Origin of the sequence: Shewanella sp. SM32 (genome assembly GCF_025654235.1) — a bacterium.
In the GTDB taxonomy this organism is placed as follows: Bacteria; Pseudomonadota; Gammaproteobacteria; order Enterobacterales; family Shewanellaceae; genus Shewanella; species Shewanella oncorhynchi.
Genome location: NZ_JAKKRO010000006.1, coordinates 20,039 through 45,420, shown reverse-complemented (window position 1 = coordinate 45,420; position 25,382 = coordinate 20,039). Strand labels below are relative to the sequence as shown.

Genomic DNA, 25,382 nt, shown 5'->3' with positions numbered 1-25,382 from the left:
TGCCATTTATGCTCTGTTGATTGTATTTATTTACATTGGTATTACAACCTCTTAATTGTGTCGTTTTTACCGATTGACAGTGGATATGGCAGGATTTTACGTTATCGTGTACTGCATTGAGTTACAGGAGAAATGATTTATGGCTAACGGAACAACCCCTTCGGTAGGTATTGCCTTGGGCAGTGGGGCGGCGAAAGGTTGGGCACATATAGGTGTATTGAATGGTTTAGCTGCCATGGGTATTAAGCCCGATAAAGTGGCTGGATGTTCGGTGGGGGCTTTAGTGGGTGCCGCTTACGCCCATGATCATTTACCCGAGTTAGAAAAATGGGTGCGCGGTTTTTCTAGTTGGGACGTGCTTGGCTTGATGGATATTCGATGGCGTAAGGGCGGGCTTATCGGCGGAGACAAGGTGTTCGATGTGCTGCATGCACGTATAGGAGATGTGAATATTGAGAATCTCAATCGTCCCTTTGCAGCCGTCGCGACTGACTTATACTCTGGTCAGGAAATTTGGTTTACTGAAGGGGATTTACGGCAAGCGGTACGGGCCTCTTGCTCCATGCCGGGGATTTTAGCCCCTGTCAGACAAGGAGAACGCTGGTTAGTCGATGGCGCTGTGGTGAATCCTGTTCCTGTTTCGGTTAGCCGTGCCATGGGCGTTGATGTAGTGATTGCAGTGGATTTATATGGTTATCATTCTGGGCGTATCCAAGTGTTACCCGTGAATATGACCAGCCAAAGGACTGTCCAAGCTGAAATGGATATGCCAGCGCGACAAGAAACGGGCTTTATGGATTTATTTGCCCGTGGCCGAGATTATGTCAGTAACCTAACCGATAAGTTTTCGCTCGGCACTAAATCGAATCCGGGGATGATTGCTGTGATGTCGCAATCTATGGGTATTTTAGAGCAAAGACATAAGCGGGCGCGGTTGATGGGCGATCCACCAGATATTTGTATTGTGCCAGAGGTGGGAAATATCGGCACTATGGAGTTTCACCGTGCTGATGAGGCGATTGCCGCCGGCGAAGCTGCGGTGGAGAAAGTCGCCCACTTGATTGAAGCTGCGCTCTGGAAAGGCTGATGATGCAAAATGTAGAGTCAAAAGCTTTCATATAGATAGCGTTTGATTGCAAGATAAACAAAAGTCGGTATCACTTTCGCGATACCGACTATTTGCTATCTCATATTGAGATGTTTATACCGCTTTGTTGGTGACTTAGGCTAGTTTTACCAACATTTTACCGCGATTCTTACCTTCAAATAGACCGATAAAAGCATCAGGTGCTTGTTCAAGCCCTTGATAAATTGTTTGTTCTGCTTTGACTTTGTCTTCCGCTAACCATTGAGTCATTTTTGCGGTGAACTCAGGATAATGCGCCCAATGTTCGGATACGATAAAACCTTCTAACTTGAGTTTTCGCATTACAATTAGGGCTAAGTTGTCAGGGCCAGGCGTTGGAGTTGTGTTGTTATATTGCGAAATCATACCGCAAACAGCGATACGTCCATGATCTTTCATATTGCTCAGCGCTGCGGCTAAATGCTCGCCACCGACGTTCTCAAAATACACGTCAATTCTTTCTGGGGCGGCTTTTGTCAACGCTTGGGTGAGATTGCCACAAGTCTTGTAATTGATGACCGCATCAACACCATAACTTTTTAATAATTCAGCTTTTTCATCTGAACCGACAGAGGCTATTACACGAGCACCTATTAGTTTACCAATTTGGCAGGCTACGCTACCTACTGCGCCAGAGGCTGCGGAAACGAACAGTGTCTCACCCGTTTTTAAATCTGTAATGCGAGTCAGTCCTGTCCAAGCTGTCATGCCTGGCATTCCGAGTACGCCGAGGAAATGTGAATTATCAAGCGTAGTTAGTGGTAAAGCTGTCAGTCCTGCGGTATCTGTGACTGCGTGTTCACGCCAACCTAGCATGCTGCTGACTTTAGTACCAACCGGGAACTCGGTGTTTTTTGACGCGATAACTTCACCAATCGCACCGCCTTCTAAGACTTGATTTAAGGCGAAGGGCAGAACATAACTCTTGCGATCAACCATGCGCCCGCGCATGTAAGGGTCAACCGACATCCATAGATTTTTAATCAGCACTTGTCCATCAGCGAGCGGTGCTAACGCTTTATTTACTAAAGTAAAGTTCTGTGCCGTAGGCATGCCTTCTGGGCGACTAGCTAGATGGATTTCACGGGTTTCAGTCATACTCTTCATAAAAACTCACCTTTTGTTTGTGCGCAAACGAATGATGTTAACTCTACGTGGCTTTAAGATTGAATGCAAATAGTTTGCGCGCAAACTAGATGGGGTGGCGCAGATCGGATAAGATAGTGTTATGTTTAAATGACAGGCGCTTAAACGTGCAGAATTGCTTACCTCAACCTGAGCTCGACGCTACAAAACAGACTCATAGCCAAGCTTCTAGCGATCCACTCTGTTTATCCGATAATGTTTGTTTCGCGTTATATTCTGCGAGCAATGCATTGGTGCGTGCTTATCGGCCTCTACTCGAGGCATACGAGTTAACTTTCCCTCAATATTTAGTGATGCAAACCCTGTGGCGTCAAAACGGCTGCAGCCAAACCCAGCTATCAATGGCGACTAAACTCGATATGGGAACCCTAACGCCAATCGTCAAGCGGTTAGAGTTGAAGGGGTTGATTACGCGATTAGCCTGCGTTGAAGATGAGCGGAAAAAGCTGATCACTCTGACAAGTCAAGGAGAGGATATCAGGCACGAAGCTCTTGCCTTGAAGCAAACCTTGCTTGATAAAGTGCAGATGGACGCTGAGGCACTCGATTTACTAAGGCGGCAATGTCTTGCCTTGATCGAAGATATACAGTCCTAGATATAAGTTGGTTTATGCATAGTGATGCTATTAACTCAGCGGTTGCACTGATTAATACTTGATTGGCTTAGTTTTTGCTTTAAAACCGTCATTGAGTCTTAGACGCCGAATTTTTGACGATGAATTCTATTTTAAATGCCTTTAATCTTAATCGCAGCAGTGCCAGTATCGCCGATGCCTATGGTGCCAATAGCCAAAAGACGAGCACGGCTAAAACCGATACTACGATAGAAACAAATAAAACGCAGACGGATGCTACCAAACCCGATAACGGTAAAACCGATGAGATAGCGCTGTCGCCAAGGGCGCAACGCGCACAGAAAATTCAATCGATGGCGAAGGATTTTTTTGCCGATGGTCAATTTGGCGTCGCCGATATTCCCGCATTGGTGTCGCGCTTACAAAAAGATGGCATTTTATCGGATGTGCAACTCGAGCGTTTATCGAAAAACGGTATTACAGTGCCGAGCACAACGACGCCGACTAAACAATCGTTGCAAGATTTTTTAGATGATGAAATCAAATCATTAGCTAAAAAATCACCCAATAATCCTCTTATCAATACCTTAGTTGATGCTAAGAGCGTCTTAACCAATATGGATGATGCTCAGTCGCCGGTGCTAGCCCAGAAGGCCACGAAAGTCCTTAGCCAATTGACGGATTATTTGAATTCTGAACCTCCGCTTACGGATGCTCAAAAGCAGCAGTGGCAGGGGCTAAAATCTATGATGCAACTCGCTTCATCTATGGGGGCACATCAATCTGCATCGGGCCAACTCAGTAGTTATCTTGCGCTTGCTAAACGTTAATTCACATCCATAGTGCGTGATAAACACAAATTGTCACGCATTCAACTAGCTGGGTTTAATCAGCAGGTCAAGGCGCAATTTTCAGATAATTGGGCCTAGCTGCAGTTCTTGTTTGTTCTTTTATTTCATCCTAAAAACTATGATCTGGATCATGGACTCCTTACCGTCATTGTAGCCTAATGCTCTACATATTGTGTTTTATGCTTTTAAAATCACTAGATGTAGTGTTAATTTTTAGGCGAGATGGAGAGGAACTGAACAATGCCAGTCGTAATTAAGCGTGATGGTTGCCGCACACCTTTTGATGAAACAAGGATAAGGGATGCAGTGAATGCCGCTGCAAACTCAGTTGGAATAGAGGATGGCGACTATGCAGCGACAGTGGCAGCGTGTATCAGTCAGAGCGTCGCGCCATTAGCTGAAGTCGATATCCACCATCTACAAGATGCGGTTGAGAATTTACTGATGGAAGGGCCGTACAAGTCCCTAGCGCGGGTGTATATCGAATACCGTCACGACAGAGATGTGTGCCGTGAAGCGACCAGTAAACTCAACCTCGAAATCCGTGGTTTAGTTGAGCAAAGTAATGCGGCTTTACTCAATGAAAATGCTAATAAAGATTCAAAAGTCATTCCTACTCAGCGGGATTTACTCGCGGGCATAGTCGCCAAACATTACGCCAAAAGTCATATTTTGCCAAAGGATGTAGTCGCTGCCCATGAAGCGGGCGAGATCCATTACCACGACCTAGATTACTCGCCGTTTTTCCCGATGTTTAACTGCATGTTGATTGATTTAGCTGGCATGTTGACCCACGGCTTTAAAATGGGTAATGCCGAAATTGAAACCCCTAAGTCTATTTCAACAGCGACAGCGGTGACCGCGCAGATCATTGCCCAAGTGGCGAGCCATATCTATGGCGGAACTACTATTAACCGTATCGATGAAGTGTTAGCGCCATTTGTCGCTAAGAGCTACGACAAGCACTACCAAATTGCCCTGAATTGGAAGATCACCGACGCCAAAGCCTTTGCCACGGCGCAAACTGAAAAAGAATGTCACGATGCATTCCAGTCTTTGGAATATGAGGTCAATACCTTACACACTGCCAATGGCCAAACACCGTTCGTGACCTTTGGGTTTGGTTTAGGTACGTCGTGGGAATCACGCTTAATTCAGCAATCTATGCTCAAAGTGCGGATGGCGGGATTGGGTAAAAATCGCAAGACTGCAGTATTCCCTAAGCTAGTGTTTGCGATTCGCGATGGTATTAATCATAAAGCGGGCGATTGCAATTACGATGTAAAACAGATGGCGCTCAAATGCGCAACAATGCGCATGTATCCCGACATCCTCAACTACGAGCAAGTCGAGAAAGTTACCGGTTCATTTAAAACCCCAATGGGCTGCCGTAGCTTTTTAGGCACCTATGAAGAAAATGGCGAGCTTGTGCATGAAGGGCGCAATAATTTGGGAGTGGTCAGTTTAAACCTGCCGCGGATTGCCTTAGAAGCCAATGGCGATGAGACTGAGTTTTATCGCATTTTAGATGACAGATTAGTATTAGCCCGTAAAGCGCTGGATACTCGTATTGAGCGACTGAATGGTGTTAAAGCCCGCGTGGCACCTATCCTTTATATGGAAGGCGCCTGTGGTGTACGCTTGCGCGCTGATGATGATGTGGCGCAAATCTTTAAAAATGGCCGCGCTTCGATTTCACTCGGTTACATTGGCCTGCATGAAACCATGAATGCACTCTATGGCACCCAAACCCATGTATTTGACGATGCACAATTAAGGGACAAAGCCGTCGCTATTGTAGCTTATCTTAAAGCGGCTACCGATGCGTGGAAGGCCGAAACAGGTTATGGCTTTAGTCTGTATAGCACGCCAAGTGAGAGTCTCTGCAGCCGTTTTTGTAAACTGGATGCGAAGCAATTTGGGCTAGTCACAGGGGTGACAGATAAGGGCTATTACACCAATAGTTTTCACCTCGATGTGGAAAAAAGTGTTAACCCTTACGATAAAATTGATTTTGAACAGCCATATCCCGCTATCGCGAACGGTGGCTTTATTTGTTATGGCGAATATCCCAATATGCAGCATAACCTCGAAGCGCTGGAAAACGTCTGGGATTATAGCTACAGCCGCGTGCCTTACTATGGCACTAACACGCCAATTGATGAATGCTACGACTGTGGCTTTACCGGTGAATTTAGTTGTACCAGTAAAGGGTTCACTTGCCCTAAGTGTGGCAATCATGAGCCTAGTCGGGTTTCTGTGACGCGCCGTGTGTGCGGTTACTTAGGCAGTCCTGATGCGCGGCCCTTTAATTATGGCAAGCAAGAAGAAGTAAAACGCAGGATCAAACACTTGTAACACTATTACCTTATTCTGCCTGTTAGACTTATTCCGTGGCATCAAATAGTGCCACGGGATGAGTGTCAGTGTTAAAAGATGAAATGCACTATGAGTGACCATCAATGAATTACCATCAATATTTCCCTATCGATGTGGTCAATGGCACAGGTACCCGTGCGACCTTGTTTGTCTCTGGCTGTGAGCACCAGTGCCGCGGTTGTTACAACCAAAGCACGTGGGATCCCCGTTCTGGGCATGTGTTTGATAGGACGATGGAAGATAGGATTATTGCCGATCTCAATGATCAGCGGATTGTGCGCCGTGGTTTATCGCTTTCGGGCGGAGATCCTTTATTGCCTGTCAATCTCAGTGCCATTTTGACGCTCGTCAAACGAGTCAAGGCTGAGTGTAAGGGGAAGGATATTTGGCTGTGGACAGGTTATGTGCTCGATGAGTTGAGTGATGAACAGCGCGCCGTGTTGGCCTATATTGATGTGCTGGTGGACGGAAAATTTGAACAAAGTCTTGCCGATCCGAGTCTTGTCTTTCGCGGTAGCAGCAATCAGATCATTCGTTTGTTATAAAAGCGGTAACGAGGATCTGTAACTTGCTGCTATAATCTCAGGCCTTGACACAGACGCTAGCATAATCAGGCTAAGATTTTACTGTGGCTAACTTAGGTAATTTAAGGTAACAGAATGAATTTAAAGCAAGAACTGCAGCAGCTTAACGATAAATTAGATAAATTTCGTCGTAAACTTGCTGCGGCTGAACAAAGAGGCGATGACGTCATTATTGCCCAGTTCAAACGCGAAATCGCTGCGGTCACTAAGCAAATCGGCAGTGTGAAAGGGCAACAAACCCGCTTATTGAATAAGCAAGGGTCAGATATCAAAGGTTTGCCTTTCCATCGTGCTTTGACAAAAGCGGAACAAGCGGACATGGGCAAACTGAAAAAGTCTGTCAAAGGGCTTGTGGTAATCCACCCTATGACGGCTATCGGCCGTGAAATGGGGCTAACGGAAGTTACTGGATACGCTCCCGCAAAATTTTAATGTGGGATTGGATGTCACTGGCACGGGATCGAGTGTCGATCACGTGTTTGTGCTCCTGTATTTAATGCACTGCTTCGTTTTAATCCATTCCTTCGTGCTGCCCATCGAAAAGACATTCATGTTTGGTTTAGTTGATTAAAACACTAAAGTATTTCTGGATTGTTCGAAAACACTTTAGAATAGTGCGCTTAGTTGGCTAAGTGCCTAATCCTCGTTTTGTTTCTAGGGATCTTATTCGTCTCATGGAATGAGAGTTGTCGTTAAGGTTAAGTATGTCGATAAAATATGTCGCGACGTCAAAGTTACCCACTCCTTGGGGCGTGTTTGCCATGCATGGTTTTGAAGATACCGAATCAGGTAAAGAGCATGTTGCGCTCACATTCGGTACACTCAGTGCGGATGAACCTGTGTTGGGCCGTATTCATTCCGAGTGTTTAACCGGCGATGCTTTATTTAGCTTGCGTTGTGACTGTGGTTTTCAGTTACAAGCTGCTATGCAAAATATTGCGGAAACGGGCAGTGGCTTTATCCTCTATTTACGCCAAGAAGGACGTGGCATTGGTTTGCTGAATAAAATTCGCGCCTATGAGCTGCAAGATAAAGGCGCCAACACTGTTGAAGCCAATGAGCAACTCGGTTTCGAAGCGGATATACGTAAATACGATATGATCAAGCCTATGCTGGAACAGATAGGGGTGAAGCATGTGCGTTTGATGACCAATAATCCGCGTAAAGTGAAAGCGATGAAGGAGTTTGGCATCGAAGTGGTTGAGCGCGTACCGCTGCAAGTTGGTAAAAATCGTTATAACGAAGCGTACTTAAAAACTAAATCTACTGAGCTTGGACACATGATGTCTGAATATCATTTTATGGATGAAAATAAGTAATTTTGTCATCATGATGAGTCGACCGATTGAGTTAAAAATGAGGAAGGTTTAAGTCAATTGAGCCATTTTTTCAGTCGGTTGCTATTAAGCTTGTCGCTAATGTGCTTGGCATTACTGAGCGTTATTCCTACCACCTTTGCCAATAGTATTTCCGCTACAAATACATTCATATCTGCATCTCAAGCGGATTATTCCGACTTTTCTATCAATCATGCACCTAATAATGCTAATGGTAGTAATCCGATAGAAACTAGCGCTAATCCAAATTCTGTTTACGCCTTTGGTAGTTATCTTGGCACAGGCGTTTACCGCGCTGCAAACCAAAATGCGACCGTCGTTAGTATTCCGTTAACTTTTGATTTGAAGAAAGATAGCGGTAGCCAAACTTGGTTACGTTTACCTATCTCCTTTGGCTTTTTTGATTATTTAGCCAAAGATATCACTGAAGGTGAGTTGCCGTCGTCGATAGGTACTATGACAGTTACCCCAGGTTTTGAGCATCATTGGCAGGCGAGCGAAAACACTCGAATGGAAGGGTATTTAGATATCGGTTTTGGCACTAACTTCGATAAAAACGATAACGTTGCTATTATTGCCTCAGGGATTAGTAGCTTGTATGACTTTACCTTAGCAGGGCAGGATGCTGTGTGGGTATCGAGATTACGCTTTGCTGGGTACAGCGAGCACTATGGTAAGTTTTCTGATCAATTTGCAGTACTACAAACAGGTGTTGATTTAGGGTTAGCACCACGCTGGCAATGGTGGGATCTGCAGGTGCAACCAAGGATCTTTGCTGTAGGCTATTGGTATTTCAATGAACTTAGATTTATTAGCGAGATAGAGCAAGATACCATAGTTTCAGGCAGTTATGAGGCCGGTTTTTCCCTCGCGTTTTCTAAGCCGTTAGGCGGTGAATTATTGAGTGTTGATCGCATCGGATTCAGTTATCGTCGTGGCGATGGGCTCAATGTTTGGCGTTTAATGTTCAGCTTTCCCATCTAAGTGGGTTAACGATAGTCGGTTGGTCTTGTATTAGTTTAGTAGAATACTGTTTTAGTTAATCTGACTTTTTACTATCTTGCATCTTTTTATCCAACAAGGTGGCGATTTGGCCACTAAGTAACATTATTTGTTCTTGCAGCATTTTACGTTGCTGATCTGCAGCTTCTGAGTCATCTCCCTTGAGCTTGGATAATATTTCTTGTAATTCTTTTATTTTTTCTTTTATTTTGTCTATTTGTTCATCAATTAATGTCTTAGGTTCTTCTTTTGGAGTTACTTCAGCTTCATTTTTTTTAGCTAATGCTTTTTCTCTCAAAGGGGCCCCAAAGTCGTTGGATAAAGCCTCGCGGCCCGCATTAGAAATGGAGACTGTGTCTTGGGTATCTTGTGAGCCAGCAGACTCACTATTCGCTGTTGGTGTTTTTGTTGCAACTGGTGTCGCTGCGATATATGCGCCTGATACGGTGGTGAAACCTGAGCCAGTTGCGTTATTGTTTATTCCATTAATGTTCATTTAACACTCCATTCATGCAAATTTGGATGATGCTACACTTTTATCGGCCATCAATTTGAAAACTGAAGTCACTTTTTGTCGCTCGGCCAAAAAGAGTGTTTCTTCATGGCTCACAGCCTCTTAGTAAACGCTATTAGTCACAATTAAATTAAAGGTGTGGGTTAGTGAAAAATCGATGAGTTATTGATTCATTCTAACAATATAGCCCTTAAGTGAGGGCTGTTCACGTTTTATGGCTGCAGAGGGCGAAGATTAACTGTTACCCCAAATATGGCTATTTATTTTGTCATCTGTGCTAGGTTTATCGCTTTTAGTCGGCTTTTTAGGAGCGGTTTGAGTGGGCTTTTTAGTCGCGATTTTTGCCGCAGGCTTCTTAGCCGCTTGGCTAGAGTCTGCTTTGGGGGGCGGCAAGGGTAATTTATTGGCTCTTAAATAAAGATATTCGACTTTATCCCGCGCCCACTCTGTTTTTCTCAAAAAACGTAAACTGGATTTGATGCTGGGATCGTGGGTAAAACAGCGGATATTAATTCTTTCACCTAATTCTTCCCAGCCGTATTTCTCGACTAAATAAGTGATGATCGTTTCCAGTTTAATGCCGTGGAGCGGGTTATTCGATTGATTCATATTATGCATGTTGCAATGTGCTATGGCGGGAGTATAGCAGTTTTGTATGCCTGATACAGTGTGGAATGGTATCGAGTCAAGCTTGAATACCTTGCTAGCTTAAACCTGTGATAGCTGCTATTGGTGGAGCAGTATGATCAAAACAGGCGCAATAAAGCGCCTGTTTTAGGTTGGTCATTTGAATTGTTTGACTAGTCTTTGACTGTCTCTTTAAGCTCAGTTTCAACCGGTAAATCAATTTCGCCTTTACCTTTGGTTTTCACAATCAAGAGTGCTGTAATCACTAAGGTTGTGACTATGCCCGCTATGGTTGATACCGTCATAGGTAAACCGGCACCTAAGGTTGACGAGTTCAGTAGGAAGGTGATAACCACAGTGGTCATAAACATCGCTGGAATTGTCGCAATCCAATGTAGTTTGTTATGTCGTAGCAGGTAAGCCGAAGCCGTCCACAGCATTAATACTGCAGTGGCTTGGTTTGCTACACCGAAGTAGCGCCAAATCACACCAAAGTCCACTTGGGTCAATATGCCGCCGATAACAAACAGTGGGAGAGCTAACACTAAGCGCTTTGGTAGTGAGATTTGTGGCATATTGAAAAATTCAGCCAGAATCAAACGCGCAGAGCGGAAAGCCGTATCGCCTGAGGTAATCGGCAGAATAATCACCCCTAGGATAGCCATAAAGCCACCAATAGCGCCTAACAGACCAGTAGAGGCCTCATAGACGACGTTGGCAGGGTTACCTGACATGCCCGCACTTAACCCTTCTACTCCGCCAAAGTAAGACAACGCGATGGCACACCAAAGCAATGCGATAATGCCTTCGCCAATCATGGCGCCAAAGAAGACGAAGCGACCATTCGTCTCGTTTTCAACGCAACGGGCCATTAACGGTGATTGAGTCGCATGGAAACCCGATACCGCGCCACAGGCAATAGTGATGAATAGGGCAGGCCAAAGTGGCATGTCGTTCGGATTTAAGTTTTGGAAGAAATCGCCCGCTTGTACGTTAGGAAGTAAGGTATGCTCGCTTGATAGCATAATTGCGAAAGCTAAACCAAACGACATGAAGAACAATAAAGCGCCAAAGAAGGGGTACAGACGACCGATAATTTTATCGACAGGTACTACAGTTGCAATCAGGTAATAGACGAAGATTATACCAACGAAGATACTGACATCCCAACCAGTAAGCTTACCAAGTAAGCCAGCAGGCGCAGAGATAAATACCACACCGACGAGCAGTAACAGCACAATAGCAAACACGTTCATGAAGTGTTTGGCACTCTTTCCTAAATACTTACCCGCAAGGTTTGGCACGGATTGACCGCCATTGCGTACTGACAACATACCGGAGAAGTAGTCATGTACTGCACCTGCAAAGATACAGCCAACCACAATCCACAACATGGCTGCAGGACCATAGAGTGCACCTAAGATAGGACCAAAGATTGGGCCTACGCCTGCAATGTTTAATAATTGAATTAGATAGACTTTGCCTTTAGACATAGGCACAAAGTCGACGCCATCAGTTTGACTGAAAGCGGGTGTTTGACGATTAGCGTTAATGCCGAAGACTTTCTCGACAAAGGCGCCGTAGATAAAGTAGCCGCCGATCAGTAGACCGACACAGAGTAGGAACCACATCATTTTTGTTATCTCCCCATTTGAGTTCTGGCGAGTGTAAACAAGTTGTTGATATAAAACTTTGTAATCTCAATGAGTGGTCGAAAATGCAGTGTGAGCGGCAATAGGCGAGCTTAAGTGGTTACCATTGTATGTTAACGGTGAGTGTTGTTGGCTATCTTATGGCTAAAAATACATCGCTAAGATGACTTTTGGATTGTGTTTATTGAAAGCCAAATAGCTGTTTAAGGCTTTTAAGATAGCGGCGTGATACGGGGACTTTATCGCCTAAATGAGTGGTGACTTCAGCCCCAGTATCTAACAGCTCAATTTCAGCAATCGCCTTAGGTGAAATTAAATACTGCCGATGGCAGCGCACCAGTGGGGTTTTTTCTTCGAACACTTTCAAGGTCAACTGGGTATGGACTTTGCCTTTCGTGCTGGCCACATGGATGCCGCTTAAGTCACTGAACACATATTCCACATCTTGGATTGCAATGACTTTGAGTTTATTGCCGCTGTAGCAGGGAATATGTTCAAGACTCTTTGGGGTAATGGAGTCCATAGCCTGAGGCGTTAGATTTTTACGCACACGAGTGAGGGTTTTACTGAGTCTGTCGGCATCTATGGGTTTGAGTAAATAATCGAAGGCATGATTGTCGAAGGCTTTGACGGCAAACTCGTCGTAGGCGGTGACAAACACGATTTTCGGCATGTCATCGGGGTCGAGCATTGCAATAAGTTCCATGCCCGAAATGCGTGGCATTTGGATATCAAGAAAGATTAACTGAGGTTTTTCTTTGGTTATGCTCTGTAATGCCTCAATAGCATTGGCGCATTGACCGACGATTTGGATGTCGTGTTCTTGCCCCAAAAGGTCAGCTAATTCTTCACGAGCAAACAGCTCATCATCGACAATTAAACAAGTGATCACGTGCGGTTATCCATATTTGATGTTTCAGGGCTTTCTATGGGCAATCTTATGGTGACACGAGTCAATTGATCGGGCTCGCACTCCACTGTCACGCCGTATTGTTCGCCAAAAATATTTTGAATTCGCTTATGCACTAAGTTCATCCCTAGGCCTTCTGATCCCTCAATGGGCTGATACAACCCGGCATTGTCTGTGACTTCTAGCTCCAGCACATCATTTTCGAGCTTGCCAGTCACTTTAATCTGCCCTTGCTCAATCATGTGCGAAGTGCCGTGCTTTACGGCATTCTCAATAATTGGCTGCAGGGTAAAGGCGGGAACTTTACAGTGGTAGAGTGATTCAGGTATCGCGATACTGACTTGTAATTTATCAATAAAACGCGCTTTTTCAATGGTGAGATAGGACGCGATGTGATCTAGCTCATCCCCAAGCGTCACTAAGCCTGTCGTTCGCTTTAAATTGATCCGTAAAAATTGCGATAACTGCTGCAGTAGCTGCTTAGACATATCAGGATCACGTTTGATAATCGCGCTAATGGTATTCAGTGCATTAAATAAAAAGTGCGGATTGACCTGAGCCTGTAGCAATTTAAGTTCGGCTTGAGTCAGTAGATTTTGCTGTTGCTCAAAACGCCCATAAAGAATTTGGTTCGATAACAGGCGGGCAATACCTTCACCTAAAGTACGGTTGATATTCAAAAAAAGTTTATTCTTAGGCTCATAGAGTTTAATCGTGCCAATGACTTCGGTATCACTGCGCAGCGGGATCACTAGACTTGACCCTAGACGGCAATGAGAAGAAATAGAGCATGCATAGGGCGTTTCAACGCCATCGGCGAACATGACCTTATTTTGATTGATGGCTTCTAAGGTGATTTTGGACGAAATCGGTGTACCTGGGAGATGGTGATCGGCGCCTATGCCAATAAAGGCTAACAGTTTTTCCCTGTCCGTGATGGCCACTGCACCCACATTGGTTTCTTCGATGACGATTTGGGCGACATGACTACTACTTTCTTCGTTAAATCCTTTTGATAGTAATCCGACACTGCGTTCGGCAATTTTTAATGCCTTAGTCGAAAAGCTCGATGAGAGTTTATCAAACATGGTTTTTTGGTCACGGATCATGCTCATAAAGAGTGCCGCTCCCACGGAGTTCACTAACAACATGGGCGGCGCGATTTGACGTACCAATTCCCATGCATCATCGAAGGGGCGTGCGACCAAAAGTATGATGCTCATTTGCATCATTTCAGCATAAAAAGTCACTAGGCAAACGAGTAATGGATTGTAGATGAGCTCACTTTTATCTGAGCGTCTTAAGTAGAAGCTTATCATCCCTGCGGATAAGCCTTCTAAGGTGGTGGAGATGGCGCAGGCTATATCAGTAAAGCCGCCCATACTGTAGCGGTGTAGCCCACCAGTCAGCCCCACCAGAAAACCAGTAACCGGTCCTCCTAATAATCCGCCTAAAACGGCGCCCATAGCACGAGTGTTGGCAATCGCTCCCGAGGTTTGCTCACCAAAATAAGTGGCCATGATGCAGAAACTCGAAAAAATCAGATACATAAAAATCTTATGTGGCAGACGAGGAGACGTTTCGGCAAACAGTTTAAACAGTGGCGTTTTACTGACTAAGTAAACGATCACTAAGTACAGCGACATCTGTTGGGTCAGTAATAGGATCAAAGACATAATGGCTCACATTATCGTCACAGATGTCGGCGCAGTCGTCCCCATTTGAAAGTTTGTGCGCGAGATCAGGGTTCGAATTTAACCGTTAGGATATAAAGAACAATAATATTGCATCTTTAGGAGGACATATGTCCAATTCTGTTCACGGTCATGATGTTATGGCGCTGATGGTAGCTCAAGGGGCCGCTATTATAAAGCCTGAATTAATTTCCATGATGGAGCAAAAGTTTGGCTCGGCGGCTCGATACCATACTTGTAGTGCAACTGATTTGAGTGCCGAAGCATTAATTGAGTTACTCATAGGTAAAGGTAAGTTTTACGAAACGTCCCAAGGTATTCAACTTGTAGCTGGGCGAAAGTGTGAGCATTAATACCCATCGTATTAAATATCTGTTCATTCAGCGGGAATTTAACTAGCTTTAGACAAGGCGAAGGCTTGAAGGCATAGCGGTGCTCTGTCAAAAGCCTTAAACGCAGTATAAAGCGCGATGCCATTAACATCAGCCGCCTTCGGGAGCCACACAGGCATCCCACTCCGGTGTTGCATTGACTTAAAAGGGAATGACCATTTCTGCATCAATGCGCCTTGGATTGAGATGCCAGTGAGGCTCTGAACTGACTAACTATTTAATATTATTGGTATAATACACAGTGCCATAGCGTACTCATTTTATTTTGTTGTATTTTATTGATTGGTTTTTAGCCGCTTAGACGTGTAATCGTTTTGTTGAATCTCAGGTTTCATCGTGGCGCTTATTTGCAATTTGCTCCTGCTGTGCGGGAGTGAGTTGGGTAAACTCATTGATCAAAATACGCAGTAATCGAGATTTTGCAATATTGGTGGATTTCGATAGGGCATCAAGCTGAGAAATACTGTTTTCAGTGAGGGTAAAGGTCGCGTGGCGATAAATCTTAGTCGATTTTTTATCTAAGCCCTTAACTATGGTGTGTGTGGTGGGCGCAGCTAATAAACTCGCCTTACCTAAGGCGTAGTTATTGGCATCTTCAATGAAATCATCGACAGAAACCGGCTTGATGATTTGCTTAGGTTTCTTACGTTTAAGATCAGTTAAGCTCATAGCTATTTTCTGGTGGCATTGCGAATAACTCATCCGCTATGGCGCGGATCTCATCAGCTGCTTTCCCATCGGGTTCTATTTCGACGACTGAAGAGCCTCTTTCTTCACTGTCATCATAAATATTTCGACAAAATGTAACTGAATTTAGCACCCTTAGTCCAAAGGATTGCACCACATCTTTGGCTTCTAAAATGCGTTTAAACTGTGTGGGAAGCGCTGGACATTGGGTGAGCACTATAGTCGCGATCATTTTAGGATTCACCATTTTACAAGTGCTTAGCATGTCTTCCATGTGGGGTAATGTTTTGAGATCGCGTCTTTTGGGTCTGAGGGGGATCACAACATAAGTCGCTACCGACATAGCTGCGCGCATGGCTAAGTTATCTTGGCCACCACAATCTACAATTACGTAGTCAAAACGCTCATTGAGGCTGAGTAAATCATTACGAATCTTGCCGTAAAGTTGGATGCAATTAATACTTGGGAGGCTTGGATCATTATTTCTTGCTTGGATCCAATCTGAAGTCGTGCGTTGGGGATCACAATCGACCATGAGGACGTTTGCCTGAAATTTTTGCTTAATATAAACGGCAAGATTTTGAGCGAGACAACTTTTTCCGCTACCACCTTTTTCACCACCTACCAGCAAGATCATACTGACGCCCCTTAATGAATTGTTCAATTCATTGAGTGTAGAACAGAGCCATTAAAGCTGCGAAATTTAAGTTAAATTAAAGCAGTTGCATAGCAATATGGTAGCTTTGGTCATGGCATCTCGCGCAACGGCAGACTTGTCCTTTAACTGTATTTTGTTGGGATGAATTGGGATTAAAGGTCACTTCGATGAGTTCGCCCAGTGCAAACGGATTTTTATAATCGAATAAAATGCCGCGTCTTGCTAAGTCGATACACACACCTTCATCTGTTTGCTTCATGCCTTGAGTGTCGATCCAATTCAAGACCACGCGCTCTGCTTCCATGTCGACTCGCAGCGATGTGCGTTTTTCTTCAAAACCACTAGTATGGTCACCCATAACTCAATTGCCCCGTAAATTATTGATCTCAGTAAAACTAGCATAATTGCTTTTTGGCAGAATACCAATGTGAAAGCTAGGTCTTTGATAATAGTTTTAAAACGAGAAAAGCAGGTGCCATTGATTTAGGTTTCAATAGCACCAACTCAGGTATTTGATTAATTGTCGTATTCTTGATTTTTTGGATAAGGCATTTTTAATTGGCCCCAACGAATCACAATCACGGTTGCTGCTAAAATTAGCGTCGATAATGATATTGCTGCGATACGCCAGTCTTCCATGCTCTTCATATCTAAGATTAGGTAACGGGCCAAGGCGACAATCGCAATATAAAGCGGCATACGTACTGGTAACTTACCGGATTCATAGTAGTTAGCCACCATGGCTAACACTTCTAAGAAAATAAATAACAAGAGTAAATCGGCCAGTGCGACCATACGTACAGAGATGATATGCACAATTTCTTGGCCTATTGCGACAACGGTGGCAATGGCAATAATAAATAGGACTAAGTGTTCAACGGCTTTAAGGCTTTTAGAACCATATTGATGATAAAAAGGCATGGATATTCCCTACTTGATGTTTTTATAAATAGTAACAGCAAAAATCTGTTTTTAGGGAAAAGCTAGGCGCCGCTGTGTGATTTAATTCACAGATATGTACGATCTTAAATTCGGCGCAAAGTGGAGTTAACGTGCTTGTATGTAGAAGGTGATTTATATGATGAACAAAAGGGAAGCGAGAGCGAATGTGTTAATCCGCTTATGCTGTTACCTCGACTAAATCGTTGTACCAACATAAGCGGTTTGAATATAAAAGATTATTTATTCTTGCGTTTCTGCCACTTAAACATAATTGAATATTTCCACAGATTATTAATCAGCAAATAACCGACAGCGGAAAAAACCACTCCTAGCACTAGACACCCGAGTAAGAATGCCGGACCTATGGTCGCAAGCGATGCTTCAATCCATTGCCAACTTGCTTCGAAGGCAAAATCTTGCGGAGCATGGCCGAGTATTTTAGCACCGAGTAAATACGCCCCATAAAACATCACTGGCATAGTTAAGGGATTGGTTATCCATACTAATGCAACTGAAACAGGAATATTAACGTTAAATAGAATGGCAAAAGCCGCTGCAACAACCATCTGAAATGGCATTGGGATCCAAGCGACAAATAACCCTACGGCAAATGCGCCTGGGGCGGATTTTCGATTAAGTGCCCATAGATTGGGATTGTGTAACAAGCGTCCGAACATGCGTAAGTGTTTATGCTCACGCAAGGTTTCAGGCTTAGGCATAAATCTTTTAATTAATTTTTTTGGCATATGCTGAAATTGCTGTCTTAACTTAATTCACTATGAATCGATTCATGTTTGGCTTTAGTGCCATCTTATTATCAGCGATGTTATGGCCTTCGCTGCCGCCAGTCAGTTACATACCCTACTTTGTTGTTGGGGCGTTAATCTTACACCGAAAAATCCCTGTCTGTGCAGGTGGGCTCTTTGCGGTAGCATGGCTAACTGGTTTTTGCTTAGGATTATCTAGGCAGGATTTGCCAGTGTTACAACAACCTATACAGGTAAGGGGCGAAATCATATCACTAGTTAGTCGAAACAGCGACTGGCTAAGTTTGGATATATCGCTCATTAAACCAAATTTAATCTTAGGGCCAAACGCAAAATTGCGACTCACGTGGAAAGATCCGCCAGAAGTCGATGTGGGTCAGGTTTGGCTGTTTACGTTGACACCTAAGAGCATTGCTAGCGTGCTAAATCAAGGCGGCTACAACGAACAAAAACAATTAATCAGTCAACATGTTGTCGGTAAAGGACGAGTGATTGAGGCGCAGTTACTTGCGGTTTCGCCTTCATTGCGTAATGACCTCATAAGCGCATTGACACCTGAATTAGCCTCTTTACCTCAAGGTGACATTTTACTTGCCTTGCTTTTGGGGGATAAGCATTTGATCTCACAAGCTCGTTGGCAAGCACTAAGGCAGACTGGCACTGGCCATTTAGTGGCGATTTCCGGTTTGCACCTCTCCGTTGTCGCGGCATGGGTATACGCTTGCCTTTTGTTTGGATTGAGTCGTTTTGTGTCACATCAGAGTCGACGTAATATGACTTTTGCGTTAGTCGCGGCAGGTATAGGCGCAGCATTTTATGCCTATCTTGCAGGTTTTGGTGTATCGACTCAGCGTGCACTCGTGATGATTTTACTGTTAATGCTACTGAGTTTATTAAAGCGATTTTCTACTGCGTGGGAGCGCTTGCTGTTTGCATTGTTTGTCGTATTGTTACTCGACCCGCTTGCTTGTTTAAGTGCGGGATTTTGGCTGTCGTTTTGTGCTTTAGGGGTGATTTTATATACCTTAGTCATCCAGCCCAAAGAGTTTACGGCTGTGTCGACTCGAAGGACGCGTGTAGGCGCGGGGCTTTTACAATTTTGGGCCATCCAGTGGCGCTTGAGCCTTGGGCTTGGATTACTGCAAGGAGCACTCTTTGGTGGTGTGAGTTTACACAGCTTGTGGATGAATATCCTAGCTGTGCCATGGTTTAGTTTTGTTGTTATCCCATTAGCTATGGCGGGATTTATATGCTGGTGGGTTGGTACTGCGTTTGGGTTCTCTTGGTTAGGACTGCTTCGCCTAAGTGATTGGAGTTTATCACCCTATGCGCAGTTGCTAGACATAAGCCAGCAATTGCCAGCCCATTGGTTAGCGCTTTCAGATACGATATTAGCCTTGGGGTTATCTGCGTTCATCGGTGGTGTGTTATGGCGCTATGTGCCTAAAAATAAAAATTATTCTTCTTGGTTAAGCCTGCTGAGTTTACTGTTTATTCCCGCTTTGCTTTTCTGTATTACGCTGTGGTCACCCGTTCAAAATAATCGATGGGCTATGCATTTACTGGATGTAGGCCAAGGTTTAGCTGTGGTTATTGAAAAGAATGGTAGAGGGCTGGTTTACGACACTGGTGCCGCCTTTGGTGATGACTTCAGTTATGCGGAGCGGGTGATATTGCCTTTCCTAAAAGCCAAAGGCATTCAAGAGATTGATTATATTGTTATCAGCCATAGCGATAACGATCATGCAGGTGGTGCCCCTGTTTTGATTGAGGCTTACCCTAAGGCTTTAGTGATCACAGACGTGGCAGGCTTTAGCGGCCAAGATTGCCGCCCAAGGCAGATTCAATGGCAAGGGCTGAGCTTGAATTTGCTTTCTCCGCCTCAAGCGTTAGCGGGTAATAATGGTTCCTGTGTTATACGCATTGATGATGACAGGCAGAGTCTACTGCTTACGGGTGATATCGAAAAGCAAATCGAAACTTCGCTATTAAGTCGTGCCTTAAGTGGTGAGTATGAGTTACAAAGTGAAGTGCTCGTTGCGCCCCACCACGGCAGTAAAACCTCGTCAACTGAAGCCTTTATTGATGCTGTTGCCCCCAAGTTAGTCTTGTTTCCTGCTGGTTTTGCTAATCGCTGGGGATTTCCAAAATCCACAGTGGTTGAACGGTATCAGCAACGGGAGATTATGGGCCTAACTACAGGTATAGAAGGGCAGATTAGTGTGATTTTTCAGCAGTCTGAGCGAGAGGTTAAGACCTATCGTGGTGATTTAGCGCCATTTTGGTACAACTCTCTGTTTAGATTTGGTGACTTGATTAATCCAGAGTAGAATGCCTACTTTGCCATAATTTAGTGTTATCAATGACAACATCTCCTAAAGACGAAATGTGGACAGTTTTCAAACGATTACTGGGCTATATAAAACAGATGAAAGGCATGTTTATGCTTTCAGTTGCGGGATTAATTATTTATGGTCTCGTCGATGCCGCCTTTATCGCTTTCATCGGCCCCTTTATTGATAAGGGTTTCTCCGGCGGCGCACCTGCTGCGGTGACCAACGGCATAGCATTGCCAACCAGTGAAGGTTTTCACGCAAACAACGACGTGCTTATGATGGCGCCGCTTGTGGTTATCGTTATGTTTTCCCTACGCGGTTTTGCCAACTTTGTTTCGACTTACGGCATTTCATATATGAGTGCACGTTTGATCATGGACATGCGTCAGCAAGTGTTTGAGCATTATCTGAGCCTGCCTGTCAGTTATATGGATAAGGAAAATACTGGTAACTTGATCTCAAAAGTGACTTTTGATACTGAGCAAATCGCTCGAGCATCGGGAAGTGCTTTGATTTCCATCGTCCGCGATAGTGTGACTGTGTTTGGTATGCTGGTGCTGATGTTCTATAACTCTTGGAAACTATCCCTCTGTATTCTTGTGATTGGTCCTATCATGGGCATGGTCATTGCGGTGGTTAGTCGTCGTTTCCGCAAGGTCTCTAAGCAAATTCAAACCGCCATGGGTGGGGTGAGTGCGACTACGGAGCAAATGATTAAAGGTCATAAAAACGTATTGGCCTTTGGTGGACAGGAAACAGAAGCAACCCGTTTTGCTAAAGTAAACGATCAAAACCGCCATCAAAATATGAAGTTAGCTGTGGCACAAGCCATTAGTCAGCCTCTGATCATGATTATCGGCTCATTCGCCTTAGCCTTTGTACTTTATGCGGCAAGCTTAGACAGCATGAAAGCCGATCTTACCGCGGGTACTTTCGCGACGATTCTTGGTGCCATGATGGCCATGTTACAGCCCATCAAAAACTTAACCCGAGTGAATGCCGAATTTCAACGGGGTATTGCGGCTTGTACCACAGTGTTTGAATTACTGGATACGCTGCCAGAGTCCGATACGGGAACTTATACTGTTGAGCGTGCTAAGGGTCATCTACGTTTTGATAATGTGTGTTTTACCTATGACAGCCAAGATCGTCGTGCACTTGAGAATGTCGATTTTGAAGTCAAACCTGGGCAAACCTTAGCCTTAGTTGGACGTTCTGGCTCAGGTAAGTCGACTATTGCGAGTTTAGTGACCCGTTTTTATACGGGCCTTGAATCCGGCGATATTCTGCTTGATGACGTCAGCATCTACGATTACTCGCTAAAATCGCTGCGCAATCAAGTGGCACTGGTATCGCAACAGGTGACCTTGTTCAATGACACGATAGCCAATAACATCGCCTACGCCTATCTCGGTGAGGCGACTCGTGAGCAGATCATTGAAGCTGCGACCTTGGCCTATGCGATGGAGTTTATTGATCAGCTGCCCCAAGGCCTTGATACTCAAGTGGGTGAGAATGGTGTGTTATTGTCCGGTGGTCAAAGACAGCGGATTGCGATTGCGCGCGCTATGCTACGTGATGCGCCCGTGTTGATCCTCGATGAAGCGACCTCCGCACTGGATACTGAGTCAGAAAAAGCCATTCAAAAAGGGTTAGATAACCTCAGACAAAACCGCACATCTGTAGTGATCGCCCACAGGTTGTCGACCATCGAGAGTGCCGATCAGATTTTAGTAGTCGATCAGGGGCGTATCGTCGAGCGCGGGACGCACCAATCACTATTGGAATTAGATGGCATGTACGCCAAATTATACCAAATGCAATTTGGTAGTTAGATGCAGGCCTTAGTGAATAAAATTTGGTATCAGGGCCATCCACTGCGATGGCTATTGTTACCTTTATCTGGCTTATTCGCGGTTATCACTTATGTGCGCCGCGCTTTGTTTCACCTCGGGATGAAATCACAAACTGCAATGCCTGTACCTATCATCGTCGTCGGTAATATTACCGTCGGTGGCAGCGGTAAGACGCCAACTGTGATTTATCTGATTGAATTACTGCGCCAACATGGATTTCACCCCGGTGTGATCAGTCGTGGTTACGGTGTTGATATTCAAGGCGTTAAATCGGTTTGCTTAGGTGCAAGTGCGGCAGAGGTGGGTGATGAACCTGCCATGATAGTGGCGCGTACTCAAGTGCCTATGGTGGTTGGCGCTAAACGGGTCGATGCGGCTAATGCGCTTATTGCTGAGTTTGGTGTCGATGTCATCATCTGTGACGATGGCCTACAGCATTATGCTCTGGCACGCGATATTGAGCTGGTGGTGATTGATGGTCAGCGCGGTTTAGGTAATGGCTTGCTATTGCCAGCAGGTCCATTGCGTGAAGGCGCGTGGCGTCTCGATACCGTGGATTTTATCGTCAGTAATGGCGGCCCAGCGGCAAAAGGGCAGTTCGAAATGCAACTGACACCTACGGCAGTGAAGCCTGTTAAATGTGATGCGATGTCTGGTGAAAATACTTTCGATAAGTCTCAGCCGCTCGTTGCGATGGCGGGCATAGGTAATACAGCGCGTTTCTTTGAATCGTTACGCGCACAAGGCTATCAACTGGCCTTCTGCCATGGTTTTGATGACCATCAGGCCTACGATAAAACCCAGTTAGGTGATTTAGCCCAAGGTTTGCCACTGTTGATGACAGAAAAAGATGCGGTTAAATGTCGCGATTTTGCACAAGAAAACTGGTGGTATTTGGCGGTCGATGCCAAGCTATCCCCACAATTTGATGAACAGCTGCTCGCACGTCTTCGCGAGGTGGCTGCAGCTAAACAAGGAAACTTCCATGGCATTCGATAAAAAATTGTTAGATATAGTGGCTTGCCCTGTGTGTAAGGGAAAACTTGAGTACGATAAAACGACGCAGCAGTTGATTTGTAAGGCAGATAAACTTGCTTATCCGATCACTGAAGGTATCCCTGTGTTATTGGAAAATCGTGCTGTGCCACTGACCGAATCAGTCTAGTGTGATGTGAATGCGCGTATTGTCTCATACGCGCATGCTTGCTTTTTATTCTGCTTATTACCGTTTTCGCTATTTTTAGCCGATTTCAGTTTTTTGTATTGGTAACTGTGCACGTTTCTTCATTACTCTGAGTTTAGTTAATAGCTCATAAATTTTTGTTTATCAGCATTGGTTGCCCCCTCTTGGCACTCACCGCGGATTTCTCCTCGACCAGGCTCGATAATTCGGCTTAATTCAATATAACCTTCGCGGCAATAACCCGTCATTTCAAGGGTTTTGATTAAACCTAAATCAACCTGTCTCCCCCAAATTTCTAATGAGTCCTGTAGATCTTGCATCGCGCGACGTTGCTCACGGGGATCTTGCATATTACGTATGCGTGCCTCGTGTGGAAAAGGGCGCTCGGTATCATTCATTGTCGACTTTTCATCGACCAGACGCGCTTTGTAGCTGAAGAGTTTAAGGCCATCGCTTTTAATATCCGTCGTTAACTTATCCCGTAATTTTCCGGCGAGTTCACTCGGGTCAATTGGCGCACTGCTGCAGGCTATGAGCGAGAAACAACTTAAGATAGCAAGGCTGAGATATCGAAACGGCATAATCAAATTTAACTCTTAGTTATTAACTGACAGAAGAATACCTTAATATGGCCCTAAAGTTCATGGATTTATGGCATTCTCATAGGATGAGTACGCGCCGATAGGTGTAATGGATTAAGGATGGGCGAGTAATGTGGGCGTTTTGGTCAAATAAATGGGCGCAAATCGAATGGGATATGAGCCTGACTCAAGGTATATGCCTTATGTTCTTGGCGTTATGGATTTACGCCATATGGCCAAAAGAAGAGTTAGTGCAGCTCCGGCGGGATAAACATCTCCAATTACGTTTGTTGCTGACGTTGGTGGGGATCAATGCGCTGTGGTCGTTAAATGCCAGTATTCAAACAGGGTTGCATCTGCATTTTCTGGGAATTGTTACTTGTATGCTGATGTTCGGCTGGCGTCTTGCGACCTTAGTGTTGCTGTTGCCTAGCGCTTTTTTTAGTCTTTTTGTATTAAAGCAGCCCGCTGATTTTGGTGCTTTTAGTTTGTTCGCTATGGCCGTGCCGCTGTTTCTGTGTTTTATCCTATACAGTCGCAGTTACCATTTATTTCCTAAGCATATTTTTGTATTCATTTTCGTCGGTGGTTTTATCAATGCGGGCCTCTCAACTGTGTTTCATCAATTGAGTTGGGCGACGTGGTTGTGGTCTGCGGCGGATTACGATTGGAATGTGTTAGTGGACGACTACCTGATGCTAATCCCTTTGCTGGCATTCCCAGAGGCATTGCTTAATGGCATGGCGGTAACGCTATTGGTGGTGTATCAGCCCCAGTGGTTATTTGATTATTCTGACCGTGAATATTTGTGGCGTAAGTAAATGCGATAAAACAACGCAATAAAAGAACTGCGCCCGAAACCTTGTCATTCCAACGTAAAGCCCTTTGTAAGGAGCCCATTGAACAGACGATTGAAAAGGTTATTGGACGCACTTATTTGTATATTTGCGCTGACCGTTGCGCCGTGATTTAGGCGAAGCGTTGGTCTAAGTAGTTAATGATTTCTTTTGATTCATATAACCACTGTACTTGACCGTTTTCTTCAATCCGCAGACAAGGCACTTGCTGTTTGCCGCCTTGAGCGATGAGTTCATCTTTATGCGGCGCTTTTTTAGCGTCGTGGGTCACTATGTTGAGTCCTTGGCGACGCATTGCACGGCGGACTTTTACACAAAATGGGCATGCAGGATATTGATACAGGGCTAATGCTTGAGTTTGAGCATCAATTTTTTGTTGCTCAGCCAGTGGACGTTGGCGCCTCTTAGGGCTAAATACGAAGTTTAAAAACAGAATAATCCTGCCTAAAATCCAGCGAATGATAAACATGTTATTGACCTTAATGATAATTTTTGTGGAAGAACATTTGTGCGTCATGGCGCCACAGAAAGTGTGCGGCGAGTCTGAGAGCCAGTCGTTTAAAAACTGTGATCTCAGTTGTATAAAGGCCGCAGAGTGTAACCTATGGCACCAAGCACGGCCAACATTTTAGAGTGAATTAACAGATAGATGATTTGATTGTAGAAGAATGGTTTTTTGATTGGTTATGACGGTTAGCCATAAGGTAAAAGCCCGCTAAAGTCGAA

At 44.6% G+C, this 25,382-nt stretch carries 28 protein-coding genes; 14 read left to right on the top strand and 14 right to left on the bottom strand.

Annotated features, from left to right (window positions below):
• Positions 1 to 139 precede the first annotated feature (139 nt).
• Positions 140 to 1,087 (top strand): patatin-like phospholipase RssA, encoded by a 948-nt coding sequence (gene rssA / locus L5M10_RS03980; RefSeq protein WP_105252908.1) that lies wholly within the window; start codon positions 140 to 142, stop codon positions 1,085 to 1,087.
• Between the two features lie 135 nt (positions 1,088 to 1,222).
• Here the strand turns inward: rssA and L5M10_RS03975 are convergent, their stop codons facing one another.
• On the bottom strand, positions 1,223 to 2,233 hold the full coding sequence (locus L5M10_RS03975) for an NADP-dependent oxidoreductase (RefSeq protein WP_263254870.1): 1,011 nt from the start codon (positions 2,231 to 2,233) through the stop codon (positions 1,223 to 1,225).
• Positions 2,234 to 2,379: 146 nt separating this feature from the next.
• On the opposite strand from L5M10_RS03975, the gene L5M10_RS03970 reads away from it, so the two are divergent.
• From L5M10_RS03970 to L5M10_RS03940, 7 genes are all read left to right on the top strand, one after another.
• Positions 2,380 to 2,868 (top strand): MarR family winged helix-turn-helix transcriptional regulator, encoded by a 489-nt coding sequence (locus L5M10_RS03970; protein ID WP_219252156.1) that lies wholly within the window; start codon positions 2,380 to 2,382, stop codon positions 2,866 to 2,868.
• Positions 2,869 to 2,987: 119 nt separating this feature from the next.
• Entirely contained in the window at positions 2,988 to 3,677 is a 690-nt protein-coding gene (locus L5M10_RS03965; protein WP_131524327.1) for a hypothetical protein, read from the top strand.
• 261 nt (positions 3,678 to 3,938) lie between these two features.
• On the top strand, positions 3,939 to 6,056 hold the full coding sequence (gene nrdD / locus L5M10_RS03960) for an anaerobic ribonucleoside-triphosphate reductase (protein WP_173496522.1): 2,118 nt from the start codon (positions 3,939 to 3,941) through the stop codon (positions 6,054 to 6,056).
• A gap of 104 nt (positions 6,057 to 6,160) precedes the next feature.
• The gene (gene nrdG, locus L5M10_RS03955) at positions 6,161 to 6,622 is read left to right on the top strand and encodes an anaerobic ribonucleoside-triphosphate reductase-activating protein (protein WP_263138199.1); all 462 of its coding nucleotides are present in this window, start codon (positions 6,161 to 6,163) and stop codon (positions 6,620 to 6,622) included.
• A 114-nt stretch (positions 6,623 to 6,736) separates the two neighbouring features.
• Positions 6,737 to 7,093, top strand: a complete 357-nt coding sequence (locus L5M10_RS03950) for a YibL family ribosome-associated protein (protein WP_028760414.1) — start codon at positions 6,737 to 6,739, stop codon at positions 7,091 to 7,093.
• 272 nt (positions 7,094 to 7,365) lie between these two features.
• Positions 7,366 to 7,980: a GTP cyclohydrolase II gene (gene ribA, locus L5M10_RS03945; RefSeq protein ID WP_263254869.1), complete on the top strand. Its 615-nt coding sequence runs from the start codon at positions 7,366 to 7,368 to the stop codon at positions 7,978 to 7,980.
• 57 nt (positions 7,981 to 8,037) lie between these two features.
• Positions 8,038 to 8,982, top strand: a complete 945-nt coding sequence (locus L5M10_RS03940) for a hypothetical protein (protein WP_263138200.1) — start codon at positions 8,038 to 8,040, stop codon at positions 8,980 to 8,982.
• A 55-nt stretch (positions 8,983 to 9,037) separates the two neighbouring features.
• Here the strand turns inward: L5M10_RS03940 and L5M10_RS03935 are convergent, their stop codons facing one another.
• From L5M10_RS03935 to L5M10_RS03915, 5 genes are all read right to left on the bottom strand, one after another.
• Complete coding sequence (locus tag L5M10_RS03935; RefSeq protein ID WP_263205604.1) at positions 9,038 to 9,496, bottom strand: FlxA-like family protein; 459 nt, start codon at positions 9,494 to 9,496, stop codon at positions 9,038 to 9,040.
• Positions 9,497 to 9,748: 252 nt separating this feature from the next.
• Complete coding sequence (locus L5M10_RS03930; protein ID WP_263254868.1) at positions 9,749 to 10,132, bottom strand: VF530 family protein; 384 nt, start codon at positions 10,130 to 10,132, stop codon at positions 9,749 to 9,751.
• A 182-nt stretch (positions 10,133 to 10,314) separates the two neighbouring features.
• Positions 10,315 to 11,775, bottom strand: a complete 1,461-nt coding sequence (locus L5M10_RS03925; RefSeq protein ID WP_219252149.1) for a carbon starvation protein A — start codon at positions 11,773 to 11,775, stop codon at positions 10,315 to 10,317.
• 199 nt (positions 11,776 to 11,974) lie between these two features.
• The gene (gene btsR / locus L5M10_RS03920; protein WP_028760409.1) at positions 11,975 to 12,685 is read right to left on the bottom strand and encodes a two-component system response regulator BtsR; all 711 of its coding nucleotides are present in this window, start codon (positions 12,683 to 12,685) and stop codon (positions 11,975 to 11,977) included.
• A complete protein-coding gene (locus L5M10_RS03915) occupies positions 12,682 to 14,379 on the bottom strand; it encodes a sensor histidine kinase (protein ID WP_263254867.1) in 1,698 nt (565 codons plus the stop codon). Before L5M10_RS03915 ends, btsR begins: the two co-directional genes overlap by 4 nt.
• A 128-nt stretch (positions 14,380 to 14,507) precedes the next feature.
• Here L5M10_RS03915 and L5M10_RS03910 point away from each other — a divergent pair, with 128 nt between their 5' ends.
• Positions 14,508 to 14,750: a YecH family metal-binding protein gene (locus tag L5M10_RS03910; protein WP_028760407.1), complete on the top strand. Its 243-nt coding sequence runs from the start codon at positions 14,508 to 14,510 to the stop codon at positions 14,748 to 14,750.
• Here L5M10_RS03910 and L5M10_RS03905 read toward each other — a convergent pair.
• The 6 genes from L5M10_RS03905 to L5M10_RS03880 form a co-directional block, all read right to left on the bottom strand.
• A complete protein-coding gene (locus L5M10_RS03905; RefSeq protein ID WP_113938982.1) occupies positions 14,677 to 14,874 on the bottom strand; it encodes a hypothetical protein in 198 nt (65 codons plus the stop codon). The genes L5M10_RS03910 and L5M10_RS03905 overlap by 74 nt on opposite strands.
• Before the next feature lie 239 nt (positions 14,875 to 15,113).
• Positions 15,114 to 15,458 carry a replication protein RepA gene (locus L5M10_RS03900; protein WP_105252895.1) on the bottom strand — a complete coding sequence of 115 codons (345 nt, stop codon included), beginning with the start codon at positions 15,456 to 15,458 and terminating at the stop codon, positions 15,114 to 15,116.
• Positions 15,445 to 16,113 (bottom strand): AAA family ATPase, encoded by a 669-nt coding sequence (locus L5M10_RS03895; protein WP_028760405.1) that lies wholly within the window; start codon positions 16,111 to 16,113, stop codon positions 15,445 to 15,447. The genes L5M10_RS03900 and L5M10_RS03895 overlap by 14 nt, the downstream gene beginning before the upstream one ends.
• A 76-nt stretch (positions 16,114 to 16,189) precedes the next feature.
• Positions 16,190 to 16,492, bottom strand: a complete 303-nt coding sequence (locus tag L5M10_RS03890; protein WP_263192887.1) for a PilZ domain-containing protein — start codon at positions 16,490 to 16,492, stop codon at positions 16,190 to 16,192.
• A 158-nt stretch (positions 16,493 to 16,650) separates the two neighbouring features.
• Positions 16,651 to 17,055 carry a phosphate-starvation-inducible protein PsiE gene (locus L5M10_RS03885; RefSeq protein ID WP_028760403.1) on the bottom strand — a complete coding sequence of 135 codons (405 nt, stop codon included), beginning with the start codon at positions 17,053 to 17,055 and terminating at the stop codon, positions 16,651 to 16,653.
• Between the two features lie 257 nt (positions 17,056 to 17,312).
• The gene (locus tag L5M10_RS03880; protein WP_028760402.1) at positions 17,313 to 17,822 is read right to left on the bottom strand and encodes a DUF2062 domain-containing protein; all 510 of its coding nucleotides are present in this window, start codon (positions 17,820 to 17,822) and stop codon (positions 17,313 to 17,315) included.
• Between the two features lie 32 nt (positions 17,823 to 17,854).
• Here L5M10_RS03880 and L5M10_RS03875 point away from each other — a divergent pair, with 32 nt between their 5' ends.
• Genes L5M10_RS03875 through L5M10_RS03860 form a run of 4 tightly spaced genes read left to right on the top strand, consistent with a single transcriptional unit; the run spans position 17,855 to position 23,200 of the window.
• Positions 17,855 to 20,173: a DNA internalization-related competence protein ComEC/Rec2 gene (locus L5M10_RS03875; protein ID WP_263192889.1), complete on the top strand. Its 2,319-nt coding sequence runs from the start codon at positions 17,855 to 17,857 to the stop codon at positions 20,171 to 20,173.
• A gap of 32 nt (positions 20,174 to 20,205) precedes the next feature.
• A complete protein-coding gene (gene msbA / locus L5M10_RS03870; protein ID WP_263175926.1) occupies positions 20,206 to 22,014 on the top strand; it encodes a lipid A export permease/ATP-binding protein MsbA in 1,809 nt (602 codons plus the stop codon).
• On the top strand, positions 22,015 to 23,034 hold the full coding sequence (gene lpxK, locus L5M10_RS03865; protein ID WP_263254866.1) for a tetraacyldisaccharide 4'-kinase: 1,020 nt from the start codon (positions 22,015 to 22,017) through the stop codon (positions 23,032 to 23,034).
• On the top strand, positions 23,021 to 23,200 hold the full coding sequence (locus L5M10_RS03860) for a Trm112 family protein (RefSeq protein WP_006081200.1): 180 nt from the start codon (positions 23,021 to 23,023) through the stop codon (positions 23,198 to 23,200). The genes lpxK and L5M10_RS03860 overlap by 14 nt, the downstream gene beginning before the upstream one ends.
• 137 nt (positions 23,201 to 23,337) lie before the next feature.
• Here L5M10_RS03860 and L5M10_RS03855 read toward each other — a convergent pair whose 3' ends face one another.
• Positions 23,338 to 23,799: a hypothetical protein gene (locus tag L5M10_RS03855; RefSeq protein ID WP_028760398.1), complete on the bottom strand. Its 462-nt coding sequence runs from the start codon at positions 23,797 to 23,799 to the stop codon at positions 23,338 to 23,340.
• 131 nt (positions 23,800 to 23,930) lie between these two features.
• Between L5M10_RS03855 and L5M10_RS03850 the strand changes: the two genes are divergently transcribed.
• Positions 23,931 to 24,620: an energy-coupling factor ABC transporter permease gene (locus tag L5M10_RS03850; protein WP_263254865.1), complete on the top strand. Its 690-nt coding sequence runs from the start codon at positions 23,931 to 23,933 to the stop codon at positions 24,618 to 24,620.
• A gap of 148 nt (positions 24,621 to 24,768) precedes the next feature.
• On the opposite strand, the gene L5M10_RS03845 is transcribed toward L5M10_RS03850, so the two are convergent.
• Entirely contained in the window at positions 24,769 to 25,125 is a 357-nt protein-coding gene (locus L5M10_RS03845) for a glutathione S-transferase N-terminal domain-containing protein (RefSeq protein WP_263254864.1), read from the bottom strand.
• Between the last annotated feature and the right edge of the window lie 257 nt (positions 25,126 to 25,382).